Raw genomic sequence first — 13616 nt, forward strand, 5'->3', positions numbered from 1 at the left:
GATTGGAAGGCAGCGTTGACCCGATTTACCATTCAGTTCGGAGACCGCATCTCCGTCAACTGAAGTCCGCCCCGTTTACACAAAAGTTCGGACACGCCCACCACCGAGAGGGACACGCTGCTTGGCAAGTCACATGAACAAGCAACCGCATTGATGGAGGCTGCGCAGCGCATCGAGCGTGAACAACAAGCAGCCGAAGCAGCTCGCATTGAGTTGGCGAAGGCTCAGCTCAAAATTGACCAGGCGAACGCCAACGAGGCCCGTTACAGCACCGAGATTTCTGAACTCAAGACAGCGCTCAAGTCCGCAGAAAAAGAAGCCGTAGAAGCCACAAAAACAGGTGCAGTAGCCAACGCAAAATTAGAGGCTTCTAATGCTTCTCTCAGCGATGCTTTAGCACGTGCAGAACGTGCGGAAAAAGCATTGGCAGACGCTACCCAGCAAGCAGCCCTGCACATCGCAGAGGTTCGTGCAGAGCACGCCAAGCTAGCGAAAGAAATGGCGGCGCTGCAAGCTGCACATGCGCAAGAGCTGAAACACTCCAGCGATCACGCTACACAGCAGGCAGAGCGCGCAGCCCGTGCTGAGGGGAAGTTGGCCGCTTTTGAGGAAGCTGCTCAAAAGGCTGAAAAGCTGTCACAAAGCGATTCCAAAGGTTCCCCAAAGGCACGATAGACCACTCATTTTTCTTGCTTTTCAAGCCATGCAGCACCTGCTGCATGCGCCTCTTCTTCGGTAGAAAATCGTTCATCAAGGGCACAGTAAATGTTGCCTTGCTTGGTGTTGACTTCCCAACTTTTGGCATCCCACGTCTGACAGACTGCGAAGGCAAAAAACTGCCCTGTGGCTTTCATTTCATCGTAGGCCGCTTGCAGCTCAGGACGTATCGGCGGAATTTTGTAGTAGCCGCCTCTCATTTGGCAGATTTTGAGGCCATCAGCGCATCACCACGTGCTTTCCATTCGGCCCGTTTTTCTGCAGGCGTGTTGGCATTAGCAAGGCTCACCAAAGCGCCCAAAAGTTCGCCCTTGTCCATCGTTGGAATACCCGTCTTGGTGTCCACCAATCCAGCCAAAATCAAAAGACCTGCAGACTGGTACAGCTCGTGATCTCTTGCCTTGCGCAGTAGGGCTTTTTCCGCATTCATGATGCGAGCTACATCGGCACGGGCTTTCTGTGCCCGCTCTGCCGCCTTTTCGGCCCTAATCAGAGCGTTCAGTTTTCGAGACTCATCGGCACTAAGTGTGCCTTTTTCAGCCAGAATCAGCATGAGCCGCTGTTGGTCATTCGGAGCTTTGAGGCCACGAATGTATGCCAGCCGCTCATTGAGCCATTTGTCTTGCGTCATCGGTGCTACTCCCTTTGGTCGTGATGCACCATTCTATTCAAATGGTGACAGCGCGTGTGCATGCGCTGTATGCTTCCTTCCATAGAAGGCGCGCTTAGTTGTTTCTCCTAAAGGAGAAACGCGCGTCAGGGGCAAGCCCCCGAACCCCAGCGCCTAAAGGCGTGAATACATTAAAGGCATCAGCGTGGCGATTGGACGATTGAGCATGAAGGTTGGCAAGAAGGGCAAAGCCGCGCCTCATGCCGCCTACATCGTCCGTGAAGGCCAGTACGCCAAACGCTTAGAGCGTGGCGAGAAGCTGGAAGCCACGGAGGCAGGCAATATGCCTGCATGGGCCAAGGCCCAGCCGCAGCAGTTTTGGCATGCTGCAGACGTATTCGAGCGGGTCAATGGCACCACCTACCGAGAGATGGAAATCGCCTTGCCGCGTGAGCTAGAGCCAACGCAGCGGGCCGAGTTGGTGCGTGCATTTGTGTGCCAAGAAATCGGAGAGCATCACGCCTACCAATGGGCTATTCACACACCGAATGCTGCTGATGGTGGAGAGCAGCCACACGTTCACTTGATGTTTTCTGAGCGTCAGTGCGATGGCATCGAACGCGATCCTGACCAATACTTCAAGCGTTACAACGCAAAGGCACCAGAAAAAGGCGGTGCTCGCAAGGGTTATGGCCCAAGCGCTGGCAAGACCTTGACCGCCGCTGAGCGTGCTGCTGAACTCAAAGAACTCCGTGAACGCTGGCAGGTTCTTTGTAATGAGTACCTAGAAATGGCTGGTCACGGTCAGCGCATCGACATGCGCAGCAATGCTGAGCGCGGCATTAAGCTTGCACCAGAGCGCAAGCAGTTGCCCAGCGAATGGCGTGGGCAGGGAAAGGCTAAGGTGATCGAGCTGCGAGCAGCTCGCAGGGATGCATTCAAGGCACACCGCGAACTCGCCAATGTGGTGCCCAACGTCAAGGCAGAGATCATCAGCTTGGAAGCGGAGCGTCAGAAACGGGCGCAGGCCGCACAAAATCCCCAAGGCCCAGATCCGCGCAGTCGCTACCACCCGGACAACATCGCCGCCAGGAAGGCGCAAGAGCAGGCCGCCGAGCAGCAAGCGCAAGCCGAGCTGGCGCAAAAACAGGCCCAGCGCACGCAGCGCATAGAGATCGAAAAAGCCGCTGTAGAGGCCCAACGCACCGTGCAGGCACCTTCCCCTGCCCCGACCCCTGTTCGCCTGCCTGTGGCCCGTTTAGACCCCGCAGAGGCCGAAAAACAGCGCCTGTCTCGGATGACCAGCGCCGAGCTGGCCGAGGAAATTCGCCGGCGGCAATTGCCCAGCGTGGATAGCCTGATCGAGCAAGACCGCATGGTCATGGAGTCCACGGCCAAGCGCCGAGAACTGAACAAGCAGCAAGAAGCCGCCAAAGCCTTTGTGCGCAAGGCCGAGCAGGCGGTGCATGCATGGCGTGAGAAGCACCCTCTCAAGGTCAAGATGCATGACGCTGGGATGTTTCGCAGTGCTGAGCTGCTGCAGCTAGAGCAGCAGGCTGAACAAGGCCAGCAAGCGCTGCAGACGCTGCAAGCCAAGTCGCGGGCAGTGTCTGAGCAGGATCAGCAGCTACGCAGGCAGGCCCGCAGCCGTGTCATCGTGGCTCAAAGTGACGACCGGGAAGAGTTGGAAAAGCTGGAGCAGTTGCGCCAGGACAAGGCTCGCAAGGAGCTTGCGGCCGCAATCGCCAAGCGTGAGCTGGAGGCCGTGCCCAAGGACTTCCGCAGCATGGCCGCAAGCCGCGAAGCCAAGGCGTTGGGGTGGAGTGACAGGGGCGGCAAGTGGCAGGCCACGCCTGAACCACTCAAGCAATTGATCGACAGCTACAACGCATCACCCAAGGAGGTTCGCGTCGCCGTCCTTGCACGCCTCACCACTGACAAGGTAAGCAGCCAGCAGCTACGCAAGCTGCTGGACACACAGAAGGCAAACTACCGCGAAAACGATCAAGGCATGAGCCGCTAGCAGCGATAGCTCACGGTAACTATCCTTTATCGGGAGTAGAAAAAAGCGCCTCAAAAGGCGCTTTTTAGCGGGCAACAGAAATTCTGGATGTCTCCTTCAGCGGTTGAGCAGCCGGCCTGGTTGTCCGGGGTCGTTTTCCCTCTAGAAGCAATGGATACGTGAGAAGAAAAGGGGATCGTTGGAGCGCCCTCAGACCCCTTATCTTGTGAAGACCCAAAAGCACCTTTCCCTCTGTAGAGGATCAATACGTGAGCTTTTATGGGACTCTCTTGGACGTGTTGCCCCCCTAGATTGTGCAAACCAGCCAATTGGCCACTGGCGGGGGCGCTTTGGCCTTGGTTTAAATCCGCTTTTGTTCCCGGAACCCTAGATCGGCACGGATGAGCGCTACGTGCTTTTTTAATCTCGACAAGCTAAAATATACGCAACTTGCGTACAATCATCTAGATGAAAGCCGTCTTCGTTGAATTGCCTGCCTTCGAGCGCAACAGAGCTACCTACCTCAACGATGACGAGTTCAAGGAGTTCCAAGAGCGCTTGCTCAAGAACCCTGAAGCGGGAGACATGATTGAAGGCACAGGCGGGCTGCGCAAAGTTCGCCATGGTGATCCACGCAGAGGCAAAGGAACTCGCGGCGGGTTACGGGTCATCTACTACTGGTGGAGCGGTGGTCCGCAGTTTTGGCTCTTCACCCTGTACGACAAGGACGAGCTGGAGAACCTGACCCCCAAGCAGAAAACGACCCTGAAGCAGCTTTTGAAAGACGAATTGGAGGCCCGAAAATGACCAAGCGCGATCTTTTTGCAGAACTCAGCGAAGGCTTTGATGCGCTAGCCAGTGCTCGTGCAGGCAAGCGCACGCTGCGAACACACGAAGTGGAACTGAAGCCTGAAGTCACCATCACGTCCGCAGAACTCAAGTCGATTCGGGAGCATTTGAATCTGTCCAGGCCCGTCTTCGCCAGCTACCTGAGGACGAAAACCCGAACCTTGGAAAACTGGGAGCAAGGCAGGGCAGCGCCCAATGCACAAGCCGCATTGCTGATCCGATTGGTTGAGAAGTATCCGGACACGGTTTCTCGCCTCGCTGCGGTCTAAATGGATTTTCCCAAAAAGCGCCTTTTGAGGAGCTTTTTGTTGATCTCGATAAGCATCACATGTCTTCGTCAACACTTGCCGGGGACGCTTTCCTTCTGAGAGCTGCGAATACGTGAGACGTTTTGGGGGTCATCGAAGCACTCTCATTCCCTCGTATTGGTCACGGATCAGTCATCAAAAAAGCGCCTCAAGAGGCGCTTTTTTTGGTCTCAATAAGGAGTACACATCAATAGAACCCGGTGTGATCCAATCCCACTGAAAGCTTCGCATTACATGTATTCGAATAATCCAAGCACCAAATATGGCTAAAGATGTCCACCGGCCAGGGCTGCGCGTTGTCCTATTAATCAGCTCGGCGCTCATCGGCTTGGTCTTTCCGTACGCTTTCTTGCTCACGATTTTCTTCGCGTGGACGCTCTACGAAGAAATCTTTAACCCAGGGCCGGAAAGCATCCCTCCGCAGCCTCGGTTTCGTGGCACCGAGGCTGACCCTGATTGGCGCGAGTACTACGAGGATCGGTGCGAGTCGGTGGCGGAAAAAGCTTTCTTGAAAGCGATGCTTGATGCCCACGGCATGAAGCCCGTGGATGACGCTTTGGCCAGTGACGACATCCGTTTAGACATGCAAGTGAAGGTCGATAACTATCGCTTGGACTTCGTTGCCAACCGGACTTTCATCATTGAGATCGACGGTGCCGCTTGGCATTCATCTCCCGAGGCGGTGGAGCGCGACAGAGTGCGCGATGCAGCTATGGTGGCGAAGGGCTATAAGGTGCTGCGCATACCCGCTAAGGTGGTACTAAATACGCCCAAGGAGGCGGTGAGGCGTGTAGACGTGTACCTGGGGCGAATCCAGCCAGAACCTGCTGTATCAAATATTAGGAAGTCGTTGAACGAGCTACTCAAGCATCAGCAAGCGCTTTCAACAGATCCAGTGATGAACCCAGCGGCCAAGAATGTTTTGTTTGTGGAGAAGGATGGCGCGAAGCTGGATGCAGAGGTGGATGCACGGACCATGCCCCACGGCTGCATGGAATCCAAGTTCCATACCTAGGCAATTTTCTGACTTACGCTATGCGCCAAACCCAGGAAGGTCGAGATCAGAGGAGCTTGATGCCGCTCCTTTCTACAGATGAAGTGCACCTGTGTCGCCATGCTGGTGTCTGAAATAGTTAACTTAACAAGGCGAGGATCTGGCCTGTAGGCTGTTTCCGCCACGACGCCTAGGCCCAGCCCCTCCGCCACCGCCTCTCGAACGGACTCGCGGCTGCCCATCTCAAGCGCAACCTGAACCTCGACGCCTCGCTCCTTTAGTTCTTGTTCAAACACGCGTCTGGTCGTCGATCCTTCCTCTCGGATGACGAACCTCTGACCCTGCAGATCACGCAGTTTGAGAGTGGCCCGTTGCGCGAGTGGGTGTTGGGTGTTGCCGAATATCACCAATCGCTGGGTACGGTAAGCCGCGCCAAATAGATCTGGGTGAGCGACGTGATTGAGCACCATGCCCACGTCTCCCTGGTAGTCAAGAATCTTTTCAGTGATGGTTCGCGAGTCGCCTACGCCAACAGCCACGTTGACCTGGGGGAACTGTTTCATGAACAGCTTCAACACGGGCAGCACGTTGTGCGGCCCGATGGCATGGATGACCAGTCGCCCTACGTATTGATTTTTCGCAGCAGCGAGCAGTGCGTGCGCATCTTCCTCGCCACTGAAGGTACGCCGGGTGTAGTCCAACAGAGTGCGTCCAAAGGACGTGAGTTCAAGCCGCCGCCCGCGCCGATGAAAAAGCTCCACGCCGAAGTCGACCTCCAGGCGCTGTATGTGTGAAGAAACAGTCGGTTGTTGAATAGCGAGCACTCTCGCGGCAGCGGTCATGCTGCCGGCTCGGGCCGTTGCGTCAAAGGCCTTCAAGGCTGCGAGGAGGCTGAGTCCAGACATTGATGTGATCTATGGGTGCCCTCATTTTTAGGGATGAAAGTTTCATATTCATGACACCTTGGTCACCCAGACTTGAGCTGTGCTTCCACTGAAGCTGTTTCTTCCAGAACCTCCTCTTTCCCGAGAGATACCTCTGACCACTTGAGTCCTGGTGTGCGTCTAGCGCACCACAACAAATGAAACCGAGCTATGAAAACTGCAATTCGCGAGAGCTATCTGAGCTTGCGGGGTATCACGGTGACCTATGCCGATGGTCACACGGCGCTTGCGCCCACCTCGCTGGAGGTACAGCATGGCGCGTTCCTTGTGCTGCTGGGCGCGTCGGGCGCGGGAAAGTCAACGCTGCTGCGCAGCATCAATGGCTTGGTTAGCCCCACAGACGGAGAGGTGTCGGTGGCCGATCTGCCGGGCGGCACCGTCTCAAAACGCAACCTTCTTGAGCATCGGCGCCACTGCGGCATGGTGTTCCAGCAGCACCACCTGATCGGGCGGCAAAGCGTGCTGGCCAATGTGTTGATGGGCAAGCTCGCCACCCGCGGATCTCTGGCGTCGTTGTGGCCTTGGAGCAAGGCTGACAAGCTGGAGGCGCTGGCGGCCATTGACCGCGTAGGCCTGCTTGAGAAAGCCCTAGCACGGGCAGACACCTTGTCTGGTGGGCAACAACAACGCATTGGCATTGCGCGTGCCTTGGTGCAAAAGCCCCGCCTGCTGCTGGCCGATGAGCCGGTGGCCAGCCTCGACCCGGCGACCGCGCAGAGTGTGTTGACCCTGCTTCACGACATCTGCAAGAAAGACCGACTCACGGCCATCGTGACTCTGCATCAAGTCAACCTCGCGCGCATGTTCGCCGACCGCATTGTGGGCCTTCGCCAGGGCCAGGTGGTGTTCGACGGGACAGCAGCGCAGTTGACGGAAGAAGCCCTGTCTGCCCTGTACGCGAAGTCGTCACCTGCCAACATGGGCAGTCAATTTGATTCCCCCTCTCAATCCAAGGAGTTTTTACCGTGCTGAATCGTCGCCGTTTCCAATTTATCGCTGCCGTCACTTTGGCCGCCCTGTTGCCACTTGGCGCCCATGCCGAGGGCAAAAATCCTTCCAAGCTTCGCGTTGCACTGTTGCCGGACGAAAACGCCGCCACCATCATTCAGAACGCACAGCCTCTGAAGCGGTATCTGGAGCAGACCCTGAAGAAGGAAATCGAGGTCATGGTGACCACGGACTACTCGTCGATGATTGAAGCCATGCGCTTCGGCCGCATCGAGGTCGCCTACTTTGGACCGTTCTCTTACGTGCTTGCCAAGTCCAAGGCGCCCAACATTGAGCCATTTGCCGTTGGCGTGGAGCGCGGCTCGCCGACCTACCAGTCGGTTCTCATTGCCACGGCGGGCGGCCCGGTCAAGACCCTGGCTGACGTTCGTGGAAAGCCTTTTGGCTTTGGCGATCAGGCTTCGACGTCCGGTCACCTTGTACCGCGCGCGCACTTGCTTAAAAACCACCAACTGAACGGCGAGACTGACTACCGCCCCGTTCACCTGGGCACGCACGATGCCGTGGCCCGAGCTGTTCAGGCAGGGCAGGTTCCCGCCGGCGCTCTGTCAAAAACCATTCTGGACAACCTCATCGCAAAGGGCATGGTGGATGCCAACAAGATTGTGCAACTTGAACTGTCGGCACCCATTCCGAACTATCCCATTGCGATGCAAGGTAATCTCACGCCGGAGCTCAAGGAAGCCATCCGAGCCGCCTTTCTTCAGATGAAGGACGCCGAGATTCTCAAATCATTCCGTATCGAGGCCTTTGCCGCGACCAATGACAAGGCCTACGACATTCTTCGCGACACAGCACAGATTCTCAAGCTTGATCTGGGACGCATGAAATGACATCGGTAGCCTTGGAATCCATAGTTGCCATCGACGGACAGCAGCGACTCAAACGGCTGGGCGCAGCCTGCGTAGTCCTGCTCGTTTGCACGCTGGCATTGTTTGTCACCGGTTTCTTTGACGCGCAGCGTTTCATCGAAGGGGCTCCTGCCATTCAGCAGTTGGCCTCTGAGATGGTGCCGCCGAATTTCGAGCGCTGGGAGCACTGGGTCATTCCATTGCGTGACACCTTAGCCATGTCGATCGCAGGCACGGCGCTGACCGTTCTGGCGTCGTTGCCGCTGGCCCTGGTGGCGGCGCCCAACACCGCGCCGAATGCGGTGGTTGGGCGAATCGTCAGAACCATCTTGGCTGCATTTCGGTCTGTGCCTGAAATCATCCTGGGCATTCTGTTCGTCGCGGCCGTGGGCTTTGGGGCATTGCCTGGTTTGCTGGCGTTGGCCCTGCATTCCACGGGCATGGTGGCCAAGTTCTACGCCGAAGCCATAGAGCACGTGGACCCGAAACCTCTGGAGGCCGCTAAGGCCGCGGGCGCAAGCCGGTTTCAGGTCATCACCCATGCTGTGTTACCGCAGGTTTTGCCCCAGTTGGCGGACATCACCATCTACCGATGGGAATATCACTTTCGCGCATCGGCAGTGATGGGCATCGTGGGTGCGGGCGGCATTGGCTTCGAACTCATGGCAGCTCTGCGCCTGACCAAGTACGACGAGGTCTCCGCCATTTTGCTGTCCATCCTCATATGCGTGCTCGTGGTCGACGGCATTGGGTCGGCGCTTCGCAAACATCTGAAATAGAAAGAGAGAGGAAGGTAATGATGCCGAAAATTGTGGTGACGCAGCCCATTCATGAAGAGGTACTGGCGCGTCTTCGATCCGCCGGTGATGTAGTGATGAATCAAGGGCCTGAGCCCTGGAGCGAGGAAGAGCTTTACCTCCACCTGAAGGACGCCGACGCCATGATGGCGTTCATGCCTGACCGGGTAGATCAGCGAACCCTGTTGCACGCTCCCAGGCTCAAGACCATCGCTTGCGCCCTGAAGGGGTATGACAACTTTGACCTCAAGGCATGTGCGCAAGCCGGTGTCAGCGTGAGCTTCGTTCCTGACCTGCTCACAGAACCCACGGCAGAACTCGCCATTGGGCTGGCCATCGCCGCCGCGCGCCATGTGCTGGCAGGTGACGTCAGTGTTCGCAAGAGCTACGCAGGATGGCGTCCCCAGCTGTACGGAATGGGGTTGCACGGCTCGATAGTGGCGGTCGTCGGACTTGGCGCCGTTGGGCGGGCCATTGTGGACCGTCTCTGTGGCTTCGGGTGCGCTCAACTGCTGGGCGTGGACCCGCATGGTGATGACGAACGCCTGACCATGGTGAGCCTGGGTGAGGCCCTGTCGCAATCCGACTATGTCATTCTGGCCGTTCCGCTGCTGGACGTAACGCGTCACCTCGTCAATGACACCATGCTTGAAGGTGTTCGGCGGGGGCAGATCCTGGTCAACATTGGGCGAGGCTCGGTTGTGGACGAGGCTGCCGTGGCACGGGCGCTCAAGGACGAGCGCCTGGGTGCCTACGCCGCCGATGTGTACGAGATGGAAGACTGGCTGCTGGCAGACCGTCCACGCCAGATTCATCCGGAACTCTTGCAACACCCCTCCACCGTCTTCACTCCCCACATCGGATCGGCTGTGAAGAAGGTCCGTCTCGCTATCGAGTTGCGCGCTGCTGAAAATTTGCTCGTTGCGTTAAATGGTAATGAGCCGCTTGCACACTACGAGGCATCTCACCGAGCTGAATCGACCAGGCTTTCCTAGATAGTTGCCAGCCTCACGGAATGACGTCTCTCAAACTCTACGGGAGACAGGCCATCCGCAGACGAATGTCTGCGGATGGGGTTGTAAAACATCTCAATGTAGCTAAACACATCGCTGCGTGCTTCTTTCCTGGTTAGAGCGGCCTGTTTGCTCAGCCAAGAGGCTCAGACGCTGGTTCAGCTCTGGGGGTAGGCGAAGAGATACAGACATGGCATCAACTCCTTTTGAGATACATGTATCTCACATGGTAGCACCAGACGCAAAAAAGGCGCTTAAAGCGCCTTTTTTTGTTGCCAGCGATAAGTAGTTATTGCAGCTCGGTCGTCGAATCACTTCAACTCAGATATCGCTTTCTTTAAGCGATCCAAGCTAGCTTTAATGTGCTCTTGATTTTTTCCAAGCTCAGCACCCATCGCCACAAGAAGGCTAGAAGTGTCATTGCCGTTGTCAGCTACAGCAACCTTGAATTTTTCATCCAAGGGAGTCGGTTGACCTCCTGCTGAAGTTTGAATTGCTTTGCAAATCAGCGTCGCTAAATCCAAAACACGGTGAAGCGGAAGCTCTTCAGACTGACGAGACCAGCGTTCTCCTGAATGGCGCCAAACCTTGGCAGACAACTCATTTCGTCCAGCACCGTTCCATTGAGCAATCCCAACAGATAGACCTTGCGCATCAGTGTCATCCTTGTAGGGACCATCGATTTTTTCATAGTCCTCGACCGTCAAGATTGGGCGATGACCGAGATGCATTGGAATCTTCATGATGACCTCCTATGTTGGGAAATTGGTGAACTAATCATATTGACTTTACTAATTTTAGTAAAGTCACTTCTTTTAGTAGCAAAAAAAGCACCCTGATGGGTGCTTTTTTTGCTACTAAACTTATAGCTCGGTAAGCGCAGATTACCGTGACCTAACCGCCCTAGAGGCGGTTTTTTGTGCAATCCCACCCCTTACAGATTGCACTCTGAACGAATGACGATGTAGCACTGGCCGCTACAACACGAGCAACGCGACAAGAGTGTGTCGTGACGCCAGACTCGATGCATGAACACACCAACTCATGCCTCATCCGTGAGCTTGCCTGAGAGTCACATCACCGCTCGTTTCGGACCTCTCTCGGGAACGCACAGAAAACGGGCCAGAAATGACGTTTTGAAGGGTGCAGGATCGATAGCCACTCATACAAAAGTTGCGCTGCAGAAGATCTGTGGCATTTTGAAAGAGACACTTTTTTAAAAAAAATGACGCTCCTCATCATCATCCTCGCAACCCTTTTTCTCGCACTGATCCTTGGCTGTATCGCTCTTCATCCAGGAACTAAAAAGCTTCGTCTACGGGCGTTTGGTATCACTATCTCGACAGAGTAGTGAGCCCAAAATTTTTACGGGCTATGGCGCTTGAAATGCACGCGCACGTACTCGTCATAAGCTTCTTCGGCAACCTCACGAAGATGCTTTTCCTGGATCGACAGCGCATCCAGCTCCGGCGAATCAATGCCCTGGGCAATCATCTGCAAACACTGGTCATTGACAGCCTTCCAGGCACGGTATTGCTCCGGCACAAAGTCTTCACCTTCAGCATCAAAGAATGTGGCGTATGGGTATTGCATGGCATTCGTTCCTGGTTGCCTCTCAGGCCCTCGCATCCTCGTCCAGCAACGCGTTGATCGCTGCATATCGCTGCTCCTTGAGCGACTGCGACACTCCGCGCATGAACCCCATCTTGAACATGATGGACTGCTCGAAGTGCAATGCCTCTCGCTGCTCTGGAGACAGTGGCAGAGGCGGTAATGGCACAAAGCTAGGCGTCAGCTGGTCATCGTTTTCGGTCATGGTCTTCAGCTCAAAGAACCCCGGCAGTTTGCTGCGTTTTCCGCTCTTAGTGAAGCGCTAAGAGGGGGGGTCAATTTTTTACAAAGCTCTCGAGCCCAGGACAACTATCCAACGTTGGATAACGCAGCGCCGCCATGGATGTTGAAGGTCCAACAGCATCCATCAACTGCCAACCAGAACCATGATTAGTCCCTTCTGCCGAGCACGCCATAGTTCCTGCATCACCAGCACCGATACGAACCCTAAAAATCCACAAACCAGTGATCGTTCAAAGCCTGTAGTGCGTCCTAAAAAGGGGGGTCAATTTTTAACAAAGCGCACTCACCCAGGACAAATATCCAACGTTGGATAACGCAGCTCCACCATGGATGTTGAAGGTCCAACCGCATCCATCACTTACCGTCCTGGAGCTCTGCCAGGCCCCTGCTGCTGACCACGCGCCAGCTCCTGAACAGCCTGCGCCGATGGGAACTCGACCAGAGCATGGCGCCCATGGCCCAGATGCAGCACCGCAAAACGCCCTTCAGAAGCCACCAGAGAGCCACCAGAAGCTTCCTGAGGGGTGCAATAGGGCAACGCCTTGTGCTTCTCCAAAAACAGCGCCATGGCCGTTTCTTGATCGTCTGGGAGGTCTCTTCTAGGCTTCTTAGCCGCCATCTCAGCCTTGATCTGTTTCTCAAACGTTGCCAGCCGTTGAGCCTGCTCGATGCGCTTCTCCAGGGCTGTGATTTGGCGGCTGTAGTCGACGTTGAGGCCCTGCAACTGCTGGACCTGCTGCTGCAGCTGGGCGATGGTGCTGTTGGCGGCCGCAAGCTGGGCGGCCAGCTCCGAGGCCTTGCCACCTCCCTGCGGCTTTTCCGTGAGCTTGATGTGCCGGCGCTTGGTCACCTTTGCAGGCACCCCGCGCTGAACCCCAAAAGGCTCCATTGCCTTGGCATAGGAGGTCTGGCGGCGCATCAACTCCGTCCGGGCCAGAACCTCCTTGGCGCACAGCCGACCTTCCTGCGTCAATGGAACCGCCAGCACATGCATATGAGGACTACTCTCATCCATGTGCACAGCCACGTCGATGACGTTCTGCCCAAACTCCTTCCGAGCCCATGCGATGCTGGTATCGACCCACTCAATGAACTTGGGGTGCTGGCGCAACGCATGCCTGTCCTCAGTCAATCCATCGAACCATTCCGGCGTCATCGACAGCACCAGCTCGATGGCCACAACCGCAGCTGTTCGCACTGCAGTGCATTTGAGCCAGCGCTAGAGGCCTGGCTGAAGAAATTGCCGCAGGATGTCCTGTTCCGCCGCATCCCGGTCGCCTTCCGCGAGGACTTTGTGATCCATCAGCAGCTCTACTTCGCACTGGAGACGATGGGCCTTGTTGAGCAGTTGCATGGGAAGGTGTTCCAGGCCATCCACGGTGGCAAGCAACGGCTTGCAACGCCCGCAGATATCGCGGCCTTCGCCGCGAAGAACGGTGCCGACGGCAAACGCCTCGTGGAGACCATGAGCTCGTTCGCTGTCGCCGGCAAGGTCAAGCAGGCAACCGCATTGGCGGGTGGCTACAAAATCGAAGGCACGCCTTCGCTCGGCGTGGACGGCAGATGGCTTACCTCCGGTCCCCAAGCCGGCTCGAACGCACGCTCGATGGATGTCGCCGACCATCTGATCGCGCTGGCCAAGAAGGCGCGATGAGGAGGGTGTGCCGCT

The 13616-nt window shown here is 56.2% G+C and carries 17 protein-coding genes and 1 pseudogene; 10 read left to right on the forward strand and 8 right to left on the reverse strand.

All coding sequences use genetic code 11. The features are described from left to right. The first annotated feature begins 153 nt into the window (after positions 1–153). Positions 154–675 carry a hypothetical protein gene (locus tag FYM52_RS14535; RefSeq protein ID WP_154164624.1) on the forward strand — a complete coding sequence of 174 codons (522 nt, stop codon included), beginning with the start codon at positions 154–156 and terminating at the stop codon, positions 673–675. Between the two features lie 5 nt (positions 676–680). On the opposite strand, the gene FYM52_RS14540 is transcribed toward FYM52_RS14535, so the two are convergent. Together FYM52_RS14540 and FYM52_RS14545 are read right to left on the reverse strand one after the other, a co-directional pair. Continuing rightward, positions 681–917, reverse strand: a complete 237-nt coding sequence (locus FYM52_RS14540) for a hypothetical protein (RefSeq protein WP_154164625.1) — start codon at positions 915–917, stop codon at positions 681–683. Next, positions 914–1348 carry a conjugal transfer protein TraD gene (locus tag FYM52_RS14545; protein WP_154164626.1) on the reverse strand — a complete coding sequence of 145 codons (435 nt, stop codon included), beginning with the start codon at positions 1346–1348 and terminating at the stop codon, positions 914–916. The genes FYM52_RS14540 and FYM52_RS14545 overlap by 4 nt, the downstream gene beginning before the upstream one ends. A 205-nt stretch (positions 1349–1553) precedes the next feature. On the opposite strand from FYM52_RS14545, the gene FYM52_RS14550 reads away from it, so the two are divergent. The 4 genes from FYM52_RS14550 to FYM52_RS14565 all read left to right on the forward strand — a co-directional run bounded on the left by FYM52_RS14550 (position 1554) and on the right by FYM52_RS14565 (position 5501). Next, positions 1554–3350: a MobA/MobL family protein gene (locus FYM52_RS14550; RefSeq protein WP_154164627.1), complete on the forward strand. Its 1797-nt coding sequence runs from the start codon at positions 1554–1556 to the stop codon at positions 3348–3350. Positions 3351–3797: 447 nt separating this feature from the next. Beyond that, entirely contained in the window at positions 3798–4136 is a 339-nt protein-coding gene (locus tag FYM52_RS14555; protein ID WP_046462669.1) for a toxin, read from the forward strand. Further along, positions 4133–4447, forward strand: a complete 315-nt coding sequence (locus tag FYM52_RS14560) for a DNA-binding transcriptional regulator (RefSeq protein ID WP_154164628.1) — start codon at positions 4133–4135, stop codon at positions 4445–4447. The genes FYM52_RS14555 and FYM52_RS14560 overlap by 4 nt, the downstream gene beginning before the upstream one ends. Before the next feature lie 301 nt (positions 4448–4748). Continuing rightward, a complete protein-coding gene (locus FYM52_RS14565) occupies positions 4749–5501 on the forward strand; it encodes an endonuclease domain-containing protein (RefSeq protein ID WP_154164629.1) in 753 nt (250 codons plus the stop codon). On the opposite strand, the gene FYM52_RS14570 is transcribed toward FYM52_RS14565, so the two are convergent. Then, positions 5498–6358, reverse strand: a complete 861-nt coding sequence (locus tag FYM52_RS14570) for a LysR substrate-binding domain-containing protein (RefSeq protein ID WP_238826232.1) — start codon at positions 6356–6358, stop codon at positions 5498–5500. The two genes, FYM52_RS14565 and FYM52_RS14570, sit on opposite strands and share 4 nt — an antisense overlap. Before the next feature lie 216 nt (positions 6359–6574). Between FYM52_RS14570 and phnC the strand changes: the two genes are divergently transcribed. From phnC to FYM52_RS14590, 4 genes are read left to right on the forward strand one after another with little or no spacing between them, the layout of a single operon-like run. Next, entirely contained in the window at positions 6575–7396 is an 822-nt protein-coding gene (gene phnC / locus FYM52_RS14575; protein WP_154164630.1) for a phosphonate ABC transporter ATP-binding protein, read from the forward strand. Next, positions 7390–8265, forward strand: coding sequence for a phosphate/phosphite/phosphonate ABC transporter substrate-binding protein (gene phnD, locus FYM52_RS14580; protein ID WP_162524742.1), 876 nt, complete (start codon positions 7390–7392; stop codon positions 8263–8265). Before phnC ends, phnD begins: the two co-directional genes overlap by 7 nt. Next, positions 8262–9062: a phosphonate ABC transporter, permease protein PhnE gene (gene phnE / locus FYM52_RS14585; protein ID WP_154164631.1), complete on the forward strand. Its 801-nt coding sequence runs from the start codon at positions 8262–8264 to the stop codon at positions 9060–9062. The genes phnD and phnE overlap by 4 nt, the downstream gene beginning before the upstream one ends. 17 nt (positions 9063–9079) lie before the next feature. Further along, positions 9080–10075, forward strand: a complete 996-nt coding sequence (locus FYM52_RS14590) for a phosphonate dehydrogenase (RefSeq protein ID WP_154164632.1) — start codon at positions 9080–9082, stop codon at positions 10073–10075. On the opposite strand, the pseudogene FYM52_RS14595 reads toward FYM52_RS14590, so the two are convergent. The 5 genes and pseudogenes from FYM52_RS14595 to mobV form a co-directional block, all read right to left on the reverse strand. Next, positions 10072–10209 (reverse strand): annotated as a pseudogene (locus FYM52_RS14595) (IS3 family transposase); the annotation flags it as partial. The gene FYM52_RS14590 and the pseudogene FYM52_RS14595 sit on opposite strands and share 4 nt — an antisense overlap. Before the next feature lie 195 nt (positions 10210–10404). Then, positions 10405–10836, reverse strand: coding sequence for a DUF6530 family protein (locus tag FYM52_RS14600; RefSeq protein WP_154164633.1), 432 nt, complete (start codon positions 10834–10836; stop codon positions 10405–10407). Between the two features lie 622 nt (positions 10837–11458). Next, positions 11459–11686: a hypothetical protein gene (locus FYM52_RS14605; protein ID WP_154164634.1), complete on the reverse strand. Its 228-nt coding sequence runs from the start codon at positions 11684–11686 to the stop codon at positions 11459–11461. Between the two features lie 22 nt (positions 11687–11708). Next, positions 11709–11909, reverse strand: coding sequence for a hypothetical protein (locus FYM52_RS14610; RefSeq protein ID WP_154164635.1), 201 nt, complete (start codon positions 11907–11909; stop codon positions 11709–11711). Positions 11910–12305: 396 nt separating this feature from the next. Beyond that, positions 12306–13145, reverse strand: a complete 840-nt coding sequence (gene mobV / locus FYM52_RS14615; protein ID WP_370513855.1) for a MobV family relaxase — start codon at positions 13143–13145, stop codon at positions 12306–12308. Here mobV and FYM52_RS14620 point away from each other — a divergent pair. Further along, positions 13062–13601 (forward strand): thiol:disulfide interchange protein DsbA/DsbL, encoded by a 540-nt coding sequence (locus FYM52_RS14620; protein ID WP_154164637.1) that lies wholly within the window; start codon positions 13062–13064, stop codon positions 13599–13601. The two genes, mobV and FYM52_RS14620, sit on opposite strands and share 84 nt — an antisense overlap. Positions 13602–13616 lie beyond the last annotated feature (15 nt).

Origin of the sequence: Comamonas sp. CAH-2 (assembly GCF_009668305.1) — a bacterium.
GTDB lineage: Bacteria > Pseudomonadota > Gammaproteobacteria > Burkholderiales > Burkholderiaceae_C > Comamonas > Comamonas aquatica.

Bases quoted from the DNA above. Each gene is read 5' to 3' on its own strand.
- FYM52_RS14565 (WP_154164629.1), top strand. From the start codon at position 4,749: ATGGCTAAAGATGTCCACCGGCCAGGGCTGCGCGTTGTCCTATTAATC.
- FYM52_RS14545 (WP_154164626.1), bottom strand. From the start codon at position 1,348: ATGACGCAAGACAAATGGCTCAATGAGCGGCTGGCATACATTCGTGGC.
- FYM52_RS14560 (WP_154164628.1), top strand. From the start codon at position 4,133: ATGACCAAGCGCGATCTTTTTGCAGAACTCAGCGAAGGCTTTGATGCG.
- FYM52_RS14535 (WP_154164624.1), top strand. From the start codon at position 154: ATGGAGGCTGCGCAGCGCATCGAGCGTGAACAACAAGCAGCCGAAGCA.
- FYM52_RS14610 (WP_154164635.1), bottom strand. From the start codon at position 11,909: ATGACCGAAAACGATGACCAGCTGACGCCTAGCTTTGTGCCATTACCG.
- FYM52_RS14550 (WP_154164627.1), top strand. From the start codon at position 1,554: ATGAAGGTTGGCAAGAAGGGCAAAGCCGCGCCTCATGCCGCCTACATC.
- FYM52_RS14540 (WP_154164625.1), bottom strand. From the start codon at position 917: ATGAGAGGCGGCTACTACAAAATTCCGCCGATACGTCCTGAGCTGCAA.
- FYM52_RS14590 (WP_154164632.1), top strand. From the start codon at position 9,080: ATGATGCCGAAAATTGTGGTGACGCAGCCCATTCATGAAGAGGTACTG.
- FYM52_RS14605 (WP_154164634.1), bottom strand. From the start codon at position 11,686: ATGCAATACCCATACGCCACATTCTTTGATGCTGAAGGTGAAGACTTT.
- FYM52_RS14600 (WP_154164633.1), bottom strand. From the start codon at position 10,836: ATGAAGATTCCAATGCATCTCGGTCATCGCCCAATCTTGACGGTCGAG.
- phnC (WP_154164630.1), top strand. From the start codon at position 6,575: ATGAAAACTGCAATTCGCGAGAGCTATCTGAGCTTGCGGGGTATCACG.
- FYM52_RS14555 (WP_046462669.1), top strand. From the start codon at position 3,798: ATGAAAGCCGTCTTCGTTGAATTGCCTGCCTTCGAGCGCAACAGAGCT.
- phnE (WP_154164631.1), top strand. From the start codon at position 8,262: ATGACATCGGTAGCCTTGGAATCCATAGTTGCCATCGACGGACAGCAG.
- FYM52_RS14620 (WP_154164637.1), top strand. From the start codon at position 13,062: ATGCCTGTCCTCAGTCAATCCATCGAACCATTCCGGCGTCATCGACAG.